The 17,005-nt window shown below is 39.0% G+C and carries 14 protein-coding genes; 3 read left to right on the forward strand and 11 right to left on the reverse strand.

What is annotated here, in order from left to right; translation table 11 throughout:
• Nucleotides 1–34 precede the first annotated feature (34 nt).
• From ACCQ42_RS02825 to ACCQ42_RS02855, 7 genes are all read right to left on the reverse strand, one after another.
• Complete coding sequence (locus tag ACCQ42_RS02825) at nucleotides 35–1,564, reverse strand: ABC transporter substrate-binding protein (protein ID WP_410035304.1); 1,530 nt, start codon at nucleotides 1,562–1,564, stop codon at nucleotides 35–37.
• 18 nt (nucleotides 1,565–1,582) lie between these two features.
• Nucleotides 1,583–2,506 (reverse strand): carbohydrate ABC transporter permease, encoded by a 924-nt coding sequence (locus ACCQ42_RS02830; RefSeq protein ID WP_410035305.1) that lies wholly within the window; start codon nucleotides 2,504–2,506, stop codon nucleotides 1,583–1,585.
• A gap of 9 nt (nucleotides 2,507–2,515) precedes the next feature.
• A complete protein-coding gene (locus ACCQ42_RS02835) occupies nucleotides 2,516–3,517 on the reverse strand; it encodes an ABC transporter permease (RefSeq protein ID WP_106461415.1) in 1,002 nt (333 codons plus the stop codon).
• A gap of 11 nt (nucleotides 3,518–3,528) precedes the next feature.
• The gene (locus tag ACCQ42_RS02840) at nucleotides 3,529–4,170 is read right to left on the reverse strand and encodes a hypothetical protein (RefSeq protein ID WP_106461414.1); all 642 of its coding nucleotides are present in this window, start codon (nucleotides 4,168–4,170) and stop codon (nucleotides 3,529–3,531) included.
• Nucleotides 4,170–5,261: an ABC transporter ATP-binding protein gene (locus ACCQ42_RS02845; protein ID WP_106461413.1), complete on the reverse strand. Its 1,092-nt coding sequence runs from the start codon at nucleotides 5,259–5,261 to the stop codon at nucleotides 4,170–4,172. Before ACCQ42_RS02845 ends, ACCQ42_RS02840 begins: the two co-directional genes overlap by 1 nt.
• A gap of 265 nt (nucleotides 5,262–5,526) precedes the next feature.
• Nucleotides 5,527–6,465, reverse strand: coding sequence for a mannose-6-phosphate isomerase, class I (manA, locus tag ACCQ42_RS02850; protein ID WP_410035306.1), 939 nt, complete (start codon nucleotides 6,463–6,465; stop codon nucleotides 5,527–5,529).
• Between the two features lie 6 nt (nucleotides 6,466–6,471).
• Nucleotides 6,472–7,338 (reverse strand): D-alanyl-D-alanine carboxypeptidase family protein, encoded by an 867-nt coding sequence (locus ACCQ42_RS02855; RefSeq protein ID WP_106461411.1) that lies wholly within the window; start codon nucleotides 7,336–7,338, stop codon nucleotides 6,472–6,474.
• A gap of 146 nt (nucleotides 7,339–7,484) precedes the next feature.
• Between ACCQ42_RS02855 and ACCQ42_RS02860 the strand changes: the two genes are divergently transcribed.
• The gene (locus tag ACCQ42_RS02860; RefSeq protein ID WP_106461410.1) at nucleotides 7,485–8,354 is read left to right on the forward strand and encodes an NAD(P)/FAD-dependent oxidoreductase; all 870 of its coding nucleotides are present in this window, start codon (nucleotides 7,485–7,487) and stop codon (nucleotides 8,352–8,354) included.
• Nucleotides 8,355–8,457: 103 nt separating this feature from the next.
• The gene (locus ACCQ42_RS02865; RefSeq protein WP_106461409.1) at nucleotides 8,458–9,264 is read left to right on the forward strand and encodes a helix-turn-helix domain-containing protein; all 807 of its coding nucleotides are present in this window, start codon (nucleotides 8,458–8,460) and stop codon (nucleotides 9,262–9,264) included.
• Nucleotides 9,265–9,347: 83 nt separating this feature from the next.
• Here ACCQ42_RS02865 and ACCQ42_RS02870 read toward each other — a convergent pair whose 3' ends face one another.
• The 4 genes from ACCQ42_RS02870 to ACCQ42_RS02885 form a co-directional block, all read right to left on the reverse strand.
• Entirely contained in the window at nucleotides 9,348–11,168 is a 1,821-nt protein-coding gene (locus ACCQ42_RS02870) for a flavocytochrome c (RefSeq protein ID WP_106461408.1), read from the reverse strand.
• 78 nt (nucleotides 11,169–11,246) lie between these two features.
• Nucleotides 11,247–11,630, reverse strand: coding sequence for an FMN-binding protein (locus ACCQ42_RS02875; RefSeq protein ID WP_265212846.1), 384 nt, complete (start codon nucleotides 11,628–11,630; stop codon nucleotides 11,247–11,249).
• An 89-nt stretch (nucleotides 11,631–11,719) separates the two neighbouring features.
• The gene (radA, locus tag ACCQ42_RS02880; RefSeq protein WP_106461406.1) at nucleotides 11,720–13,084 is read right to left on the reverse strand and encodes a DNA repair protein RadA; all 1,365 of its coding nucleotides are present in this window, start codon (nucleotides 13,082–13,084) and stop codon (nucleotides 11,720–11,722) included.
• Nucleotides 13,077–14,378 (reverse strand): glutamate-cysteine ligase family protein, encoded by a 1,302-nt coding sequence (locus ACCQ42_RS02885; RefSeq protein ID WP_410035307.1) that lies wholly within the window; start codon nucleotides 14,376–14,378, stop codon nucleotides 13,077–13,079. The genes radA and ACCQ42_RS02885 overlap by 8 nt, the downstream gene beginning before the upstream one ends.
• Nucleotides 14,379–14,508: 130 nt before the next feature.
• Between ACCQ42_RS02885 and ACCQ42_RS02890 the strand changes: the two genes are divergently transcribed.
• Nucleotides 14,509–15,990, forward strand: a complete 1,482-nt coding sequence (locus ACCQ42_RS02890; protein WP_410035308.1) for a C69 family dipeptidase — start codon at nucleotides 14,509–14,511, stop codon at nucleotides 15,988–15,990.
• Nucleotides 15,991–17,005 lie beyond the last annotated feature (1,015 nt).

Raw genomic sequence — 17,005 nt, forward strand, 5'->3', positions numbered from 1 at the left:
TATTTACTTTAGCAACCGCCCCTCTAATTTTCTACTATTTGTTATTCCAAGCGTCTAATTGGCTTTGAACTTCTTCTATTACCTTGTCAATTCCTGCTGCGTTTAGTTTTTCTAGGAATTCGTCATAATAGCTTTCATCGAAGGCACCAGTTTTTAGGTTGATGGTGTATTCGTTTACTGATTGTTGGATGTTTGCTATTTCTGTTGCGATTTTGCTTTCATCTAAGGTGAAGCCTAGAACTGGAGATGGTGCTAGTCTTTCTTCAAATTCTTTTGCTTCCTTATCAAATTCTTCATCGCCGATTCCTGGTGCACCATCTAGTGGTGTTCTATTTAGTGCTGATAGGAAGGTAAAGGCTGGTACGTCGTAGTCATTGTCTATGCCGTCAGCATCTTTGTTGTGTTTTACAACCTTGCCGTCTTTGTATTCGAAGTTTTTGCCTTCGATACCGTAGCATAACATGTCTTGTAATTTCTTGTCTGTGAACATTCTATTGATAAAGTCCATGGCTAGCTCTGCCTTGTCAGATTGAGAGTTGATTGATACCATCTTACCTTGGGCTTTGTCGTTTGATACTACTATTTTTTCGCCTACTATGTTTGAAACTACATCATTACGTGGTGCTACTGACCAGATTGCTGCTGATCCTGGTTCTCCTTCACCTTCTGTTAGAAGCACTTCATTTTCTGGCATTACTGTTCCAGGTTCTACTTGTGGTGCTGATGGTGAAATATATCCATTGTCCATGTATTCTTTCATCTTCATGATTTGTTCTTTGAATAGGTCAGCTGAATAGCGGTTGTAGGCTACAAGTTTGCCATTTTCTTCTTTTACAGCTACACCGTCAGTTACAACGTATTCTGGTTCTGGCATTGCAAATAAGAAGTCTTTTGATACGCCAAATGGATATTGCATGCCTTCTTTTTCTTTTACTTCTTTAAAGATTGGTTCTAGTTCTGTGATGTTTTTGATGTTTTTGTAGTCGATGTTGTATTTATCAACCATGGATTTTGTCCATACAAATTGGTTGGCTGCTACTACACCTGGATAAGCTGCAGGTATACCGTAGATTTTATCATTCATGCTTACGCCTTTTAGCATGTCTGGGTTGATTAGGTCTACAAATTCCTTACCTTTTATTAATTCTGTTAAATCCATTAGAGCATTTTGAGATACTAATGTCTTATATGGGCCTGCCCAGCTTGCTGTGAAGGCTAAATCCCAATCTTCACCTGTTGATGAAGCTAGTTGAAGTCTTTGTTCATAGTCACCCCAATCGTAGAATACTAGGTTTAGGTGGTAACCTGCTTTTTGTTCATCGAGGTATTCGTTGATTTTTGCTACAGTTTCTTCTGTACCTGTTTGTGGGGTACCGATGTTAAGATAGGTTAGGGTTGGGATGTCACCAGTTTCGGTTTTCTTATCATCCTTTTTTTCTGCAGTTTCTGTTGTTTCTGTCTTTTTTGTTTCTTCAGCTGGCTTTTCATTGTTTCCGCATGCAGAAATTCCTAAAGCGAGCATTAGTGCCATTGATGTGTAAGCAAATTTTTTAACTAAATTCATAATCTCCTCCTTAATGAATTATTCTTTTACTGCTCCAAGTGTTAGACCACTTATGAAGTATCTTTGGAAGAATGGATAGGTTATGGCAATTGGCGCTGTTGTTATAACTACTATGGCCATTCTTAAAGTCTCCTGTGGCAAAGTTTTCATTGCTTGATTGGCTACACCTCCTATTTGGCTACCTCTAGATGCGAGGAAGGCCGTTGAATTTTGTACTCTTATTAACAGGTATTGGACTGGTATTTTATTTAAGTCATCTATATAAAGCATGGCATTGTACCAATCATTCCAATAGCCTAGTGTTAAAAATAGTCCGATTGTGGCAAGGACTGGCAAGGATAGGGGAAGGACGATTTTGAAAAATATCTGAAATTCGTTAGCTCCGTCTATGGTTGCCGCCTCTATTAGGGCATTTGGGATGGACGTTTGGAAAAATGTCCTCATTATTATTATGTTAAAGGTGCCTAGAAGTAGGGGCAAAATTAGGGCCCACACTGAGTTTCTAAGTCCTAAAAACTGTGTCATTACTAAATAGCTTGCTACAAGTCCGCCTGAAAATAGCATCGGAATTGTAGATACTTTTGTGAAAAATCCCTTAAATTCAAAGTCATCTCTGGATAGGGCGTAAGCATAAAGGGTTGTCAAACATAGGGCAAGGATTACACCTACCACTGTGATAAAGATTGACACCTTATAGGCCTGAATTATTGTTGATCCTGACCTAAAGATTAGCTTGTAGGCATCAAAGCTTATCTGTTTCGGAAATAAGCTGTAGCCGTTTGTGGCAAGGGTTGCCTCATCTGTGATTGATATGACAAAGACAAAGAGGAAAGGCAAGATTGCCGATATGGTCAAAAGAATCAAATATATATTTAGGCCGATATTGCTTGCCCTAGATACTTCTAAGGGATCATAATGCTTTTTACTTTTTATTTCTTGCATGATATCCTCCTAGAATAGGGACCTTTGTGGGTCGTATCTCTTGACTAGCTTATTGGCTCCAATTATTAAGATTGCTCCAACAGCTGATTGCAAGAGTGAAACTGCTGATGATAGGCCTATATCTCCATTTTTCATAAGGGCCCTAAATACATAGGTATCGATTACGTTTGTAACAGCATAAAGTGGTCCAGAATCTCTTGGCACTTGGTAGAATAAACCAAAGTCTGCCCTGAAGATATTTGCCAGACTCATTATAAACAAAACTGTCACAACTGGCTTAAGCATTGGGATGGTGATGTATTTGATCTGCTCCCACTTGCTAGCCCCGTCCATAACCGCCGCCTCATAATAGGTCTTATCGATTCCTGATAGGGCTGATAGATAGACTACTGTATTGTAGCCTAGGCCCTTCCAGGCATTGATTATTACCAAGAAGACTGGCCACCAGGTCTTTGTGGTGTACCAATTTATATTTTTGCCACCGAATTTTGTCAAGAGGGCATTTAAAAGACCCTTATCTGGTGATAAGAATGCAAATACTGCATAAGAAATAACTACCCATGATAAAAAGTAAGGCAAGAATAGAGAAGTTTGGTAAAACTTCGCAGCCTTCCTATTTAAAAGCTCATGGAGGGCTATAGCTGTAAACATTGCAAGAACAATGTTTACAACTATAAAAGTAGCATTGTACAAAATTGTATTTCTTATGATCACCCAAGCGTCGTTAGACTGGAAGAAGAACTTGAAGTTATCAAATCCAATCCAATCGCTGTGGTAGAGATTGTAAAAGAAATTTTTAGAAAATACCTTATAATTTTTGAAGGGGATGATGACCCCAAACATTGGTAGATAGCTCATTATTGCAAACCAGATGAAACCTGGCAGGCAGAAGGCCATCAGAGGTAGGTTCTTTTTAAATCTTTGGCTAAATGGTTTTTTGGCTTTTTTCTTTCTTTCTTTTAATTCTTTTTGGTCAAGGACCTTAGTCTGACCCAAGTTTTTATTATCCATTTTAACCTTCCTTATAAGTTTTTAACTTTACTTTGGTTTATGAAATTGCCCATAAAGCCTAAAATTATCACTAGCACATAGGTCCAAAGGGCGTTTTTTATCATTAGCTCTTCGATTAGACCCCATACCAGGCAGATAATTATAGCATATAGGGGATATTTTAAAGTAAGGATGGCAGAATTTTTGATAGTTTCCACAAATCCCAGCTCTTTTCTAAAGGCCCTTTGGAGGATGGTATAGAAAATTATATTTCTAAAGGCTAGGCTCAAAAATATCCTAAGGATAAAAAGGCCTAAAATCCCATTTTCCAAAATTCTCAAAGAATCACAGGAGTAAAAATATAGACTAAGCAAAAGGCAATAAGTCGCATATTTTTTGATGGGCCTAGTAGAAAAAAGCTCTTTAAAATATGGTCTATAAAATGATTTTTGATTTACAAATACATTCCCCGTTCCTATAAAGGCCCTTTCTATAGCAAGGCCTAAAAGTCCTATAAGGGGCACAAATAGGAAAATATAGGAAATGAGGCTTTTATCTATCAAAAGATTTATCAAAATTATAGGCAAGAGTATCAGGCTCGTGTAGATTAGGGAAAGGACGATAAATATTATTATCTCTCCAAGGGCACCTAGGGATTTTGACAAGGACTCCATCAGATAATTCTCATAGTTGTGTCTTTATCAAAAAGGTGGATCTCATCAAGGTTGATATCAAGATTTATCTCATCATGCTTTTCAACCCCCTTAAACTTGCCCTGGACCTTGACTGCTATTTGGCTAGCAGCTTCCTCAGCTTGGGCATAAAGGATTGACTCATCTCCGAGCATTTCAATGTTTTCTATGGTTGCTTTTATTGATTTTCCACTTTTTTCATCTAGATTTACGGCAAAGGATTCTGGTCTTATGCCTATGATTATTTCCTTTCCTTCATAAGGCTTGATGGCCTCTTTTTGGGCATCATTTACAGGGATTTCTTCCTTGCCGATTGTAATTTTGCCGCCTGCTACCTTTCCATTGAAGAAATTCATTGGAGGGGAACCGATGAAGTTTGCAACAAAAATATTGGCAGGCTTGTCATAGATTTCTTCTGGAGTGCCCACTTGTTGCATGTAGCCATCTTTCATTACGACAATCCTTGTAGCCATGGACATGGCCTCTGTTTGGTCGTGGGTTACATAGATTGTGGTTGTGTCAAGCTGGTCGTGGATTTTGGAAATTTCTGTCCTCATCTGGACCCTAAGCTTGGCATCAAGGTTTGATAGTGGCTCATCCATTAGGAAAATATTAGCTTCCCTAACTATAGCCCTACCTAGGGCTACCCTTTGTCTTTGGCCACCTGAAAGGGCCGCAGGCTTTCTGTCTAGATATTCTTTTAGCTCTAACATCTCGGCTGCCTTTTCGACCTTTTTCTTGATCTCAGCCTTATCTACCTTTTGTAGTTTAAGCCCAAAGGCCATATTATCAAAGACGGTCATGTGTGGATAGAGGGCGTAGTTTTGGAAAACCATTGCAATATTTCTATCTTTAGGGCTTACCTCATTCATAAGCTTTCCATCTATGTAAAGACTTCCTCCAGAAATTTCTTCAAGGCCTGCTATCATCCTGAGGGTGGTGGATTTGCCGCAACCGGATGGGCCTACAAAAACTATAAATTCTTTATCTTCAATATCCAAATTGAAGTCAAATACCGCTTGAACACCATTTGGATAAATCTTATCAATGTGCTCTAATTTTAAATTAGCCATATTTTCTCCTTGTCATCTTATGAAAAGGATTTTCTACCAATGTTATCCCTTTCTTCTAAATATTATTTTATAACATCTGCATAAAAAATGCAAGTGAATCGCATAATAAACACATTTTCATAATTTTTATGCATCAAGTTCTAATTATGAAAATATTTTCATTTTTATTTTTGGAAAATGTTTTACCTAATTAAAAGGCAAAATAGGCAAAAAAATAGACCAGCTTTGATGCCCTATTTCTAATGGTCTATTAATTTTAAAATTTTTAGTCTACCGGATTTGACTCAACAAGGGTCATCTGGCCCTTAAATTCATAAGATTTAGCTTCATTTGTGATTATAAAGAAATCTCCCCTCTTAAGTGGGTAAGTCTTTCCATCTACAAGGACTTCTCCCTGGCCTTCTACTACAAATTCTAAGAGGTATAGCTTATCTCTTTCTAGCTTGGCAGAAGTCTTTATGGTCATCTCTCTAACCTGGAAATACTCATTTGATGTGAGGATTCGTTGGTCATAACCATCTTTTTCTTCATTTACTATCTTATCTTCGTTTTCTATAATTTTTATAGCTTCTTTGGATTCTTCTAGGTGGAGGTCTCTTAGTTTTCCCTCATCATCTTTTCTATCATAGTCATAAAGCCTATAGGTGATGTCTGATGCTTGTTGGATTTCTAGGATTAAAGATCCCTTTTTTATGGCATGGACTGTACCAGACCTTACAAAGAAGAAATCTCCTAGCTTTGTTGAAACTTCCTTTAAAAGTTCATCCCATTTTCTCTCATCTATTAATTTTATGGCTTCTTTCTTACTATCTACATTTAGGCCATAGATAATTGAGGCAGGATCTTCATTTAAAATATACCAGCACTCAGTCTTTCCCTTTGCTCCATGAAGTCTTGCGGCCATCTCATCATCTGGATGGACTTGTATTGATAGGTCATCTCCTGCATCTATGAGCTTGACTAGAAGTGGGAATTCTTCTTCTTTGGGATTTCCAAAAAGGTCTTTCTTATCTCTATAGATTTCTCTTAAAGTCTTGCCTTTTAATTCTCCATTAGTGATGACTGAGCTTTCGCCTGGCATGCCTGATACGCCCCAATATTCTCCTACTTTTCCATCTGATACATCAAGCTTAAAGATATTTTTTAGCTTGTCTCCGCCCCAGATTTTTTCACGATAGTCGCCTTTTAAAAATAATACTTTCATTTCTACCTACCTTATATTTTCAAGTATCCTAAGTGTCTCTTGGATGTGGGAATCGCCTAGGTTATTTATGTCGCTATAAGGCACTCCCATTACTATTACAATATATTCCTTTCCATCCTTTTCTGCCAGTGTCGCCCAGCAAAGTCCAGCATTATCGGTTGTACCTGACTTGCCTCCGATTATTTCAAAGCCGTTTTGATGGTAATCTTTGAGGTGTCTAAAGATGGTTGATTCTATATATACCCCATTTGGGTGGTCAGCTGTAGGGGTTGTTTGAAATTCTTTCTTGGTAAAGATTGCCCTGAAATTGCCATCATTTAGGCTATCTTTGATAAGCATGGCACAATCCTTGGCTGACTGGTAATTTTCTGGATCATCCATCCCATCGGCATTGGCGTAGGAGGTGTTTTTAAGGCCCAGATTCTTTGCTTCATCATTCATCATCTTTACAAAATCTCCCATGGCCCCTGCCACATTTATGGCAAGGGAATCTGCAGCTTCTCCTGCTGATGCCAACATGGTTGCATAGAGAAGGTCTCTATAGGTGGTGGTTTCACCTCCTACAAAGCCTGCCATCGAGGCATTCATATTGACAGCCCTCTGATAGGCCCCAACATCAATTGGCGCAAGGCCTGCCAGATCATCTATATGCTTTAGAGCCACCCTTACAGTCATTATCTTAGTAAGGGAAGCCATTGGCAGGGTCATGTTCTCATTTTTGGCTAGGACCTCCTTATCATCAGTCAAATTGTAAACATAAACTGCTTTTGATATATACTTGTCATTCTCAATCTTTTTCCTAATCCTAAGGCCGATATATAGCCCTAGGGCCAAGGTTAAAATAATAATTAATAAATTTCTAATCTTTCTCATAAGTCTATTGTACACCTTCTTTTGTTTTTTCTTAATTAAATATTTTGTAAGGATAGCTTAGCTTTCTTTGAAAAATTCATAAAAAAATCTTGAAAAATACTTGCAATTGATTATTTCTATCAGATAGTAATAAAGAGGTGAAAAAAATGAAAGATATAATAATTATTGGAGCAGGCCCTGCCGGTGTAAGCGCTGCCTTATATGCAAAGGCTCGTGGCAAGGACCTACTTTTACTAGAAAAAGATAGGGTAGGTGGCCTTATTAGCCATGTTTCCAAAGTTAGTCATTATGCTAGCCTTGCCGATAATGAATCAGGTGAGGAATTTTCACAAAAACTAAAAGACCAGCTCGCCTTTTCTAATATCGATGTAACTTATGAAGAATGCCTATCTATAGAGAAAAAGGACGACTTTTTCCTTGTAAAGACAGACAAAAATTCCTATGAGAGCAAAAAGCTAATCTATGCTGCAGGCTCCAAGCTAAAAGAGCTTGATATAGACTACAAGGGCTTTGATGTTAAACATTGGCCATATGGCAACGAAGAAAGCCTAAAAGGTAAAACTGTCATTGTAAATGGTGGATCAGATGGAGCAAGCAAGGAGGCTTTATATATTGCAAAATTTGCCAAGGAAGTCCATATAGTCCAAAACCAAAATGCCCTTATGTGCATTGACGAATTTAAAAAGCAAATCGAAGCATCAGATAAAATAAAAGTCCACACATCTACAAGCCTTAAAGACCTTGAAATAAGGGATTATAAATGTGTAAAGGCTATCTTAGATGATTGTGCGATTTGCGATGAAAATGGCATAGAAATCTATGTACAAATCGGCCAAAATGGCTCCACAGACCTCATAAAAGACCTTGCAAATGTCAAAAATACCTTCCTTGATGAAGAAATTTCATCCATGATTGCTGGCCTATATTTTGCAGGCGATGTAAGAATTAAAGATGTAAAACAAATAGCCACAGCAGTAGCTGACGGAACCCTTGCAGGAATTAAAGCAAGCAAATAGATCTTCCCCCTTTCAATCGAAAGGGGATTTTTTTATCTAAAAATCGGGACATTTTTCTCATTTTTGCTATATATAAGCAGACTTAAATATTAAAGGAGAAGAAATGACCAATACTTATTACACAATATTACCTGCAGATGTTAGGTATGATAAAAGATTATTAGCAAATGAAAAGATAATATATTCAGAAATTCTAGCCCTAGCACAGAAAAAGGGCTATTGCCATGCCACAAATGCCTATTTTGCTGAAGCCTTATCCACATCTGTCACCTCAGTTTCAAAATGGATAAATAAGCTAATCAAGCTTTCTTATATAAGAGCCGAATACAAATACAGAGAAAATACTAAGTGCATCGAGGAAAGAAGGCTTTTTGTAAATGATTTAGGAAATGAAGAGCCTACAAGAAATCTTAAAGAGGATATGAAAGAAGATTTAAAGGGCCCTCTTGAAGAAGACTTAAGGGAGGGTCTTGAAGGAGACTTTAAGGATAATAAGACAAGTATTAATAATACAAGTATGAATAAGACTAAGACACCCATAGATTTTTGGAATAGTTTGGGTGGAAAGATTGCTAAGATAAGTGACTCTAGCAAATATCAAGCAAGGCTTGACCTTTTAATCAAAACTTATGGAGAAGATGACCTCATTTCTACAATCAAGTCCATAGACAAAAGCAAATTCCTAAAGGGCGAAGTGGGCGATTTTGTCATTAGCTTTACTTATTTTTTGAATAATTATGAGAAAATCAGGTCAGGTGCCTATGACGATTGGGCTAAGGGAAAGACTCGCAAAAAGCTAGGAAAATTTTCTAAATTTCAAGCAGAAGACCCCTTCCTAGCCCAGCTAGCCAGAGCCAGGAGGCTAGCTAGGATGAAGGCTAAGGAACGTATCGCACCTTCTACCTTTTAGAATTTATAAAAATCAAATATTTCTGACTGATGGCTTTGAGAACTTCCCATAGGAAAAGAGCCCCTAAGGACTCTTTAAAGCTTTTACTTGCCTATATATTCTTCGGCGTTTTTAGCTGCATTTCTACCAAATACAACTATGTCTGTTACTGCATTGCCGCCTAGTCTGTTAGCTCCGTGGATGCCTCCTGTGACTTCACCTGCTGCATATAGGCCTGGGATTGGCTTTCCGTCTTTGTCTAGGACTTCAGAGTTTGTGTTTACTTCTACCCCGCCCATGGTGTGGTGGATGCCTGGTGAGATTTGAACTGCATAGTAAGGAGCAACTGATAGGTCGCTTCTTGTTTGATCCATGCCCTCTCTACCAAAATCTGGGTCTTGGTTGTTTTTAACGATTTGCTTCCAGCCTTCGATTGTCTCTTTGATTGTGGCTTCATCTACCCCAATTAAGTCAGCTAGGGCCTTGTAATCATCACATTTTGTGAGAAGTCCCTTTTCGAAATATTTGGCAATTGTTGATGATTGGTCCATCATTGATTGGTCTACAATTAACCAAGCTGATGGGTCTTTTTGGCTTAGGATTTCTTTTGAAACGAAATCTCTTGTTTCAAGCTCGTTTACAAATCTCTTACCATCTTGGTTTACTAGGATTGCTCCCTCACCCCTTAGGCCTTCTGAGATTAAGGATCCGTCCTTTTGGACTACTGTTGGGTGGATTTGAATTTCCTTCATATCTATGAAATTAGCCCCAACATCTCCTAAAAATCCTATAGCATCACCTTGGATTGACTTAGCATTTGTTGACACATAGCCCTTTAGGTCTGGGTTATATTTTTCAACTAATTCTTTATTTGCACCAAAACCACCTGTAGCTACGATTACTGCCTTGGCATTTACCTTTAGCTTTTCTCCGTCTGGATATGTTGCTTCAATACCAGCTGCCTTACCATCTTCCATGATAATCTTATCTGCCTTAGCATCATAAACTATTTCAATGCCTAGCTCTTTGGCCTTGGCTGTAAGTTTGCTTACTAGGTAAGATCCTACAGGGATTGACTTGCCTTCGTCATTGATTGGAGCGTGGGTTCTCATTTCTGTTTGGCCACCAGAGAACTTAAGTTGTTTAAGTGGGGCACCTAATTCTTCTAGCCAATCAACTGCTGCTGATGATTCTTGAGCCATTTTTTCAACTAGCTCTTTGTTGTTTTTATCGTGGCCACCCTTCATTGTATCTGCTACAAAGGTTTCTACTGTATCAGGAATTCCTTCTTCTTTTTGAAGTTTTGTTTCAGCAGCATTCATACCACCAGAAGCAAGTGATGAGTTACCACCTGTAATCCCTGCTTTTTCAACAATTGTGACATTTTTGCCATCTTGAGCCATTTGGATAGCTGCAGAAAGTCCAGCTCCGCCTGCTCCTACAACTACTGTATCTGTTGTAATTTCGGCATCTCTTCCATTTTCATCTTCCTTAGCCGCTAGGTCTTCTGGCTTGATTCCAGCTTCTTCTAGGGCAGAATTTACTGCTGAAAGGAAGGCTGCTGATGAAATGGTCGCACCTGAAATATTGTCTAGGTCTGTAGAATTTTTGGCAATGACTTCTTCCTTGATTCTTTCAAGTCCTGCTCCACCTACTGAACTTGTCTCCTTGTGTTCTGCTTCGATGGCTGTGATTACGCCCTTATCAAGGCTTACCTTTACCTTAATCTCGCCACCGTAACCTTTAGCGCTTCCCTCATATGTACCGCTTATACCAGATAGGTCTTTAGCTTCTTTTGCTGCTTCTTCTGTCTTTGTTTCTGGTTTAGCTTCTTCTTTGCTAGCCTCATTTGCCGCCTGATTGCCACATGCTGCAAGGCTAATAGCCATGGCTAGGGCTAGGCTTATGGATTTAAATTTGTTCATATTACCCCTTTCCTATGATTTATAGATGATATTTTCTAAAATAAAGGGCTATCTATAAGATAGCCTCTTTAGTTTTTCCTATTTTGCGTTTTTGATAGCTTCACTTAGGGCAGATTTGAAGGCTTCACTTGTTACTGTTGCGCCTGATTCGTTGTCGATTTCTGCACTGTTAGCAGCTTTTGCAGCTTCTACTAATTTTGGAAGAGCGTCTTTACCGATACCTTCTGTTTCAGAATCTTCATCGATTGTGATGTCTTTGATTGTGTCACCTTCCATTTTTACAGTAAGTTTGATGTCTCCACCGTAACCAGCTGCTGTTGCAGATCCAGTTTTTTCAGCTGATTCTGTGCTTTCTGCTGGTGCAGCTGCATCTTTGTTAGCGTCATCTGCCTTGTCAGCTGAATTGCCACAAGCGGCTAAAACTAGAGCAAGGGCTCCAACTAAAAATATATTCTTTTTCATATTATTCTCCTTTTATCTTCTGTTCTATCCAAGTATACCATATTTATACAAAATTATCAAGAAAAAAACCTTGTCATCGTTGATTTTGCTTATCTGAATACTTCTTTAATGACTTCTTTGATGTTGGCAAGCTCTCTTACCTTTATTTCCTTAAAGTCTTTAGCATCTAGGGAGTTTTTGGCTAAATATACCTCTTTGTAGCCAAGCCTTTCTAGCTCTTTTACCCTATTTTTGACCTGAGGGACCTTTTTAAGCTCGCCAGTAAGACCCACTTCTGCTATGAAGACTGTCTTATCTGAAATTGTCTTTTTGAGATAAGAAGAAGCTATGGACATGATTATAGCAAGGTTTACAGATGGCTCTGATAATTTTAGGCCTCCTGTAGTCTTTATTATGACATTGTAGTCAAAAAGATTTAGGCCCGCACGCTCCTGAAGGATTGAAATTAGGGTGTTTAGGTCATCACGCCTTAAGCTATCGCCGATCCTTTGGGGATAGGGCATGAAGGACTTTGAAACTAGGGACTCTATCTCTACTTCAAGTAGCCTTGACCCCTCCTTGGTCACTGAAATGGCTGATCCTTCGGTTTCTACTTCTCTTTGGGTGATGAAATACTCACTTGGATTGGATATTTCCACTAGACCCTCTTCATCCATTGAAAATAGGCCAATCTCACCTGTTCTACCAAACCTATTCTTGCTTGATGTAAGGACTCTTAGGTCTTCATCAGGACTTCCATCTAGGATTAGGACTGTGTCCACCAAGTGCTCAAGAGTCCTTAAACCAGCCATCTCACCGGTCTTTGTCATATGGCCTACCATGATGAAGGCCCTTTTCTTGTCAGGATTTTTGGCCAAATTTACAGCAGCTCCAGCCACCTCTATTGTCTGGGTAGGAGACCCCTGCTTGTTGTCAAATTCCTGGAGGCTAAAGGTCTGGATGGAGTCAAGGATAATGATATCTGCGTCAATTTTCTTGATTTCCTTGATTGCCAAATCCATGGAATTGGTCGATAGGATCCAAAGATTGTCTGGCTCTGAATCCATTATCCTCTGGGCCCTTGATTTTATCTGGCTTTCACTTTCTTCTCCTGACACATAAAGGACCTTGAGGCCGCTTTTTGCATAAGAATTGGATAATTGAAGGAGGAGGGTCGATTTGCCTGCTCCAGGTCTTGCTGTAAGGATTGAAACAGAGTCTCTGACAAGGCCTCCGCCCACAGCCCTATCAAATTCCTCATAGGCTGAGTGAATCCTTTCAGATTCGTTAATTTCAATGTCTTTTAACTTTTTTGCATCCTTATCATCTAGGATTTGAGGAGCTTTTCCCTTAGTATCCTTGACTGTAACTTCAATTAGGCTGCCCCATTTTTTGCATGATGGGCATTGGCCTGCCCAGACATTTTGGGTGTGGCCACAGTTTTTACATTCGTAAGCTTTTTTGACCTTAGCCATCGAGTCCCTCTACAAATTTATTGACTGAAAATTCATAAACGGCTCTTTTTGGGTCTTCCTTATAGATTTTGGCAAAGATATCCCTTGGGACGATGCCAAAGTCTAGGAGGGCCTCAAGCTCATCTAAAAACCTATTTTCAAACTCACTTAGAACAGGCCTTACCAAATCGATTATATCAAGGACGTGTTGGTAGAGCTCTACATTTTCATAAAGGGCGAAAATCCCCATCCTAGCTGCGTTATATTTAAGCTTAGTGGCCATGTCATAGTCCATGTCAGAAAAAAGCTCATAGACCTTATCAAAAATCTCCTCATTAAAGAAGACCCCCTTAATTAGGGCAAGGCCTGCCATATTATAAGGGAAAGGCACCTCATCTGCCATCCTTATTTCTATATATTTCTTGGCCCTAACATCTGGAAATACGATTGAAAGGGCATGATCTACAAGGGCATCAGCATTGTCTTCTGTCATTAAATCTTCAAGAGTTTTTCTACCTACATACTCATCTTCTCCATCCTTATTTATGAAAATCATTGGAGTTTCAAGGATTCTTTCGGCATAAGTTTTATAGGATAGGTCGGGATCGAAGGAAAAATCATAAAGGCCAGTCCTCATCCTGTCTGTATTATCCCAAATTGTTTGTCTTAGGTTTCTTTCGTAATAGATTTCTCCCTCGAAAATATAGGAATTATCAAAGACAGAATAAATAAAAGGAGAAAGGGCTGAGGCTAGGAAATATTTCCTCCTAAAGTCCTCCTCATCCTTATAATCTACAGCAAACTGCATGGAGGCCGTCCCCTTCATCATATTGTGGGCCATATCGCCCCCAAAGTCAGCAAAATATTTATACATAAAATCGTAGCGAGCCTTTGGAATGACCTTGATATCGTCAATCTTAGTCTTTGGGTGGTAGCCAAGGGTTACAAGTAATTGACCTCTTTTTTCAAAAACTGGGACAATTTTTCTCATATTTTCCTCATAGAGCCTATAAAGTTCTTCTACAGAGGCCTTGGCAGATATGGCAAGCTCAAATTGACCGGCAGGTTCGATAGAAACATCCACCCCATGGCCCCTTAGGGCAAGGCCAGAATCATCAAGGGCCTCATAGCCAAGATTTTTTAAGTCTTTTAGGCTTGCCCCCACGCCATTTTCCCCATAATAGGAAATAGACTCCAAAGTGTCCTTATCCACAACAAAATGTTCAACTTCAAAACCCAACCTAAAATCAGCAGGGTCCTTTTCCCCACTTCTTAGGTAAGCAACAATTTTTTCTAATTTTTCTTCTCTATTCATAATTACCTCAAATCTATAATCATATTATACGTTTATTAAAATTTAATACATTTATAAATTTATTTAAAAGAAAATTTTATAGAAATAAAATTTGACGTATATTAATCCTATAAGAAATTAGGAGGAAAAAATGTCTTGTACAACAATATTAGTAGGTAAAAATGCCTCATACGACGGATCAACCTTGGTTGCTAGAAATGAAGATTCAGGCAGCGGCCAGTATTGTCCTAAAAAATTCATAAAAGTTGACAAGAAAGACCAGCCAACTTTATATAAATCAGTCCTATCCCATGTAGAGATAAAATTACCAGATAATCCAATGTCCTACACAGCCATGCCAAATGCAGTAGATGATGAAGGAATCTGGGCAGCTTGCGGAGTCAATGAGAAAAACGTCTCAATGACAGCCACAGAAACCTTAACCACCAACGAAAGAGTCCTAGGAGCTGACCCTCTTGTAGTCTACAAAAAAGCAGAAGATGGTAAAGCAGAAGAAATTGGAGGAATCGGTGAAGAAGATATAGTCACCATCACCCTTCCCTATATAAATTCAGCCAGAGAAGGAGTCCTAAGACTAGGTAGCCTTCTTGAAGAATACGGAACATACGAAATGAACGGTATAGCCTTCCAAGATGAAAACGAAATCTGGTGGCTAGAAACAATCGGCGGCCACCACTGGATAGCCAAAAAAGTCCCAGATGATTCCTATGTAATCATGCCGAACCAACTAGGCATCGACTCTTTTGACCTAGAAGATGCTTATGGCAAGGGCGAAAACCACCTTTGCTCCAAAGATTTAAAAGACTTTATCGCTGATAATTTCCTAGACCTATCCCTAGATGGCATACTCAACCCAAGAGATGCCTTCGGTAGCCATTCAGATGCAGACCACGTCTACAACACACCAAGAGCCTGGATTCTCCAAAGATTCTTTAACCCAAGGTCCAACATCTGGGATGGGGAAAATGCAGACATCAGACCAGATGACAATGACATACCTTGGTCAAGAGTCCCAGAGAGAAAAATCACACCAGAAGATGTAAAATACGTCCTCTCCCACCACTATCAAGGCACAAAATACGACCCATATGGCAAGTACGCCGACAAAAAAGGAGCCTTCAGACCAATAGGCATCAACAGAAACAACTTCCTAGGCCTAGTCCAAATAAGGCCATACATGCCAGAAGGCATAAAAGCCCTAGAATGGCTAGCCCTAGGATCAAATGTCTACAACGCCATGGTCCCATTTTATCCAAATGTAGATGACACTCCAGCCTATCTAAGAGATACCACAGGGGATGTGACAACAGAAGACTTCTACTGGACCAACCGCCTAATAGCAGCCCTAGCCGACCCACACTACGCCGACACAGCCAATCTAATCGAACGCTACCAAGAAGAAATGGGAGCCATGGGCTGGGAAATAGTCCACAAATACGACAAAAAAGTAAAAGAAGAAAACCTAGAAGGAAAGGACCTAAGAAGCGAACTAGAAAAGGCCAACCAAGAAATAGCAGAAAAACTCAAAGAAGCAAGCCTAAAACTTTTAGACAAGGTCTTATATGAAGCAAGTAATAAAATGAAAAATTCCTTTGCTAGAAGCGATGCTTAGAACTTATTTTCAATAAGATTGTTAGAGGGAGAGCCCGGGGCTCTCCCCTTTCCTTTATAAAATGTTTTTTTAGGGGGCTTCCCCCTAAAAATTCCCTTTTTTATCCAAGATAAAATTATTTTTCTTTCATTTCATTTTGAATTGTTATTATTTGCTGTTTTTCTTCGTAACTTTATCTTTTATTAAATATTTATTATTTACTATTGAATCTCCGTCTCAAAGGGGAGCCCAAAGAGACTTTTCTTTTAATGATACAATATTATATGGTATTTTTTCTTCGTAACTTTATCTTATATTTAATAATATTTATATACTATTGAATCTTCGTAATAAGGGGAGGCCCAAGGACCCTTTCGCATGGGTCCTCATCGGCCTCCCCTTAAACCCCTCCCCGTTACACCCCACAAGCGACTCTTGCAGAGGGCAAATTGAAGATTGCCTATGGCAATCTTCTTTAGTAGACCTGACTGTTGCTCATCCTGGTTCAAAATCTATTATTTCAAATCTCGTCAGCTAAAAATTTAGATTCGCTACGCTCAACAAAATTTTTTAACGCTTCCTCGATTTAAAATAATAGACGATTTTATTTATGTAAGTCTTAAGACATTTTTCCTTAGAGCCATCTATCGCAATGTTTGCCAAAGGCTATAGCCCTATCCTAGCGAAGCGAAGCTGAGCTATGGAAGGACTTATGCAGAGTAAAACGAGCCTTAGCCCTACTTTGATGTCGATATTCTCTCAGAATACAGAATAATTCTCCCAAGGTCGGGAGATTTTGTAAATGGAGATGCCGTTAAGAAAATCTCCTGAAGCACGAATGAATAATAAATTTCTGTGACTACTGAGATATAGAGTGCATATAAAAGAAACATTTGGGCTAGATTGAGATTTTTAGGCATCGAAATGTCAAAATCAGTAAGGATAAGAATAGCTAAAACAAGGAGTTCTGTCTACAAAGAGTGGCTTGCCGAAGGCAAGCTTCTAATCATGCTCCCCGCTTTAGGGGCCGCCTGGG

The organism is Anaerococcus kampingae (assembly GCF_046365475.1).
Taxonomy (GTDB): domain Bacteria; phylum Bacillota; class Clostridia; order Tissierellales; family Peptoniphilaceae; genus Anaerococcus; species Anaerococcus kampingae.

Excerpts from the sequence above, each read along its gene's own strand:
- ACCQ42_RS02825 (WP_410035304.1), bottom strand. The coding sequence starts at position 1,564 with ATGAATTTAGTTAAAAAATTTGCTTACACATCAATGGCACTAATGCTC.
- ACCQ42_RS02865 (WP_106461409.1), top strand. The coding sequence starts at position 8,458 with ATGACCAATACTTATTACACAATATTACCTGCAGATGTTAGGTATGAT.
- radA (WP_106461406.1), bottom strand. The coding sequence starts at position 13,084 with ATGGCTAAGGTCAAAAAAGCTTACGAATGTAAAAACTGTGGCCACACC.
- ACCQ42_RS02870 (WP_106461408.1), bottom strand. The coding sequence starts at position 11,168 with ATGAACAAATTTAAATCCATAAGCCTAGCCCTAGCCATGGCTATTAGC.
- ACCQ42_RS02855 (WP_106461411.1), bottom strand. The coding sequence starts at position 7,338 with ATGAGAAAGATTAGAAATTTATTAATTATTATTTTAACCTTGGCCCTA.
- ACCQ42_RS02860 (WP_106461410.1), top strand. The coding sequence starts at position 7,485 with ATGAAAGATATAATAATTATTGGAGCAGGCCCTGCCGGTGTAAGCGCT.
- ACCQ42_RS02885 (WP_410035307.1), bottom strand. The coding sequence starts at position 14,378 with ATGAATAGAGAAGAAAAATTAGAAAAAATTGTTGCTTACCTAAGAAGT.
- ACCQ42_RS02840 (WP_106461414.1), bottom strand. The coding sequence starts at position 4,170 with ATGGAGTCCTTGTCAAAATCCCTAGGTGCCCTTGGAGAGATAATAATA.
- ACCQ42_RS02835 (WP_106461415.1), bottom strand. The coding sequence starts at position 3,517 with ATGGATAATAAAAACTTGGGTCAGACTAAGGTCCTTGACCAAAAAGAA.
- ACCQ42_RS02890 (WP_410035308.1), top strand. The coding sequence starts at position 14,509 with ATGTCTTGTACAACAATATTAGTAGGTAAAAATGCCTCATACGACGGA.
- ACCQ42_RS02830 (WP_410035305.1), bottom strand. The coding sequence starts at position 2,506 with ATGCAAGAAATAAAAAGTAAAAAGCATTATGATCCCTTAGAAGTATCT.
- manA (WP_410035306.1), bottom strand. The coding sequence starts at position 6,465 with ATGAAAGTATTATTTTTAAAAGGCGACTATCGTGAAAAAATCTGGGGC.
- ACCQ42_RS02845 (WP_106461413.1), bottom strand. The coding sequence starts at position 5,261 with ATGGCTAATTTAAAATTAGAGCACATTGATAAGATTTATCCAAATGGT.
- ACCQ42_RS02875 (WP_265212846.1), bottom strand. The coding sequence starts at position 11,630 with ATGAAAAAGAATATATTTTTAGTTGGAGCCCTTGCTCTAGTTTTAGCC.